The 1,222-nt window shown below is 63.1% G+C and carries 3 protein-coding genes and 1 pseudogene; all 4 read right to left on the reverse strand.

All coding sequences use genetic code 11. From position 1 onward, the window contains the following. A partial coding sequence (locus R7Q48_RS24400; RefSeq protein ID WP_219352521.1) for an AAA family ATPase occupies positions 1-196 on the reverse strand: 196 nt, incomplete at its 3' end. Positions 197-225: 29 nt separating this feature from the next. Further along, positions 226-432, reverse strand: a complete 207-nt coding sequence (urfF, locus tag R7Q48_RS24405; RefSeq protein WP_007857788.1) for a plasmid repression protein F — start codon at positions 430-432, stop codon at positions 226-228. 1 nt (position 433) lies between these two features. Then, positions 434-646, reverse strand: a complete 213-nt coding sequence (locus tag R7Q48_RS24410) for a hypothetical protein (protein WP_000455501.1) — start codon at positions 644-646, stop codon at positions 434-436. 60 nt (positions 647-706) lie between these two features. After that, positions 707-1,222: pseudogene (locus R7Q48_RS24415) on the reverse strand (DNA primase); the annotation flags it as partial.

Consider the following 1,222-nt stretch of genomic DNA (forward strand, 5'->3'; position numbering starts at 1 on the left):
GTTCGCCCACCTCCAGCAGATCCGGCCCGCCTGCAATCTGTGCGGCCAGTTGCAGGGCCAGCATGGATTTACCGGCACCACCGGGCGACACCAGCGCCCCGACCGTACCGGCCACCATGTTGGGCAAAACGTAGTCCAGCGGTGGCGGCGCTGCTGCGAACGCCTCCAGAATATTGATAGGCTTATGGGTAGCCATTGATTGCCTCCTTTGCAGGCAGTTGGTGGTTAGGCGCTGGCGGGGTCACTACCCCCGCCCTGCGCCGCTCTGAGTTCTTCCAGGCACTCGCGCAGCGCCTCGTATTCGTCGTCGGTCAGCCAGAACTTGCGCTGACGCATCCCTTTGGCCTTCATGCGCTCGGCATATCGCGCTTGGCGTACAGCGTCAGGGCTGGCCAGCAGGTCGCCGGTCTGCTTGTCCTTTTGGTCTTTCATATCAGTCACCGAGAAACTTGCCGGGGCCGAAAGGCTTGTCTTCGCGGAACAAGGACAAGGTGCAGCCGTCAAGGTTAAGGCTGGCCATATCAGCGACTGAAAAGCGGCCAGCCTCGGCCTTGTTTGACGTATAACCAAAGCCACCGGGCAACCAATAGCCCTTGTCACTTTTGATCAGGTAGACCGACCCTGAAGCGCTTTTTTCGTATTCCATAAAACCCCCTTCTGTGCGTGAGTACTCATAGTATAACAGGCGTGAGTACCAACGCAAGCACTACATGCTGAAATCTGGCCCGCCCCTGTCCATGCCTCGCTGGCGGGGTGCCGGTGCCCGTGCCAGCTCGGCCCGCGCAAGCTGGACGCTGGGCAGACCCATGACCTTGCTGACGGTGCGCTCGATGTAATCCGCTTCGTGGCCGGGCTTGCGCTCTGCCAGCGCTGGGCTGGCCTCGGCCATGGCCTTGCCGATTTCCTCGGCACTGCGGCCCCGGCTGGCCAGCTTCTGCGCGGCGATAAAGTCGCACTTGCTGAGGTCATCACCGAAGCGCTTGACCAGCCCGGCCATCTCGCTGCGGTACTCGTCCAGCGCCGTGCGCCGGTGGCGGCTAAGCTGCCGCTCGGGCAGTTCGAGGCTGGCCAGCCTGCGGGCCTTCTCCTGCTGCCGCTGGGCCTGCTCGATCTGCTGGCCAGCCTGCTGCACCAGCGCCGGGCCAGCGGTGGCGGTCTTGCCCTTGGATTCACGCAGCAGCACCCACGGCTGATAACCGGTGCGGGTGGTGTGCTTGTCCTT

The organism is Vibrio sp. 378 (assembly GCF_033339435.1).

Coding starts and splice junctions, on each gene's coding strand:
- urfF (WP_007857788.1), bottom strand. CDS start 432: ATGAAAGACCAAAAGGACAAGCAGACCGGCGACCTGCTGGCCAGCCCT.
- R7Q48_RS24410 (WP_000455501.1), bottom strand. CDS start 646: ATGGAATACGAAAAAAGCGCTTCAGGGTCGGTCTACCTGATCAAAAGT.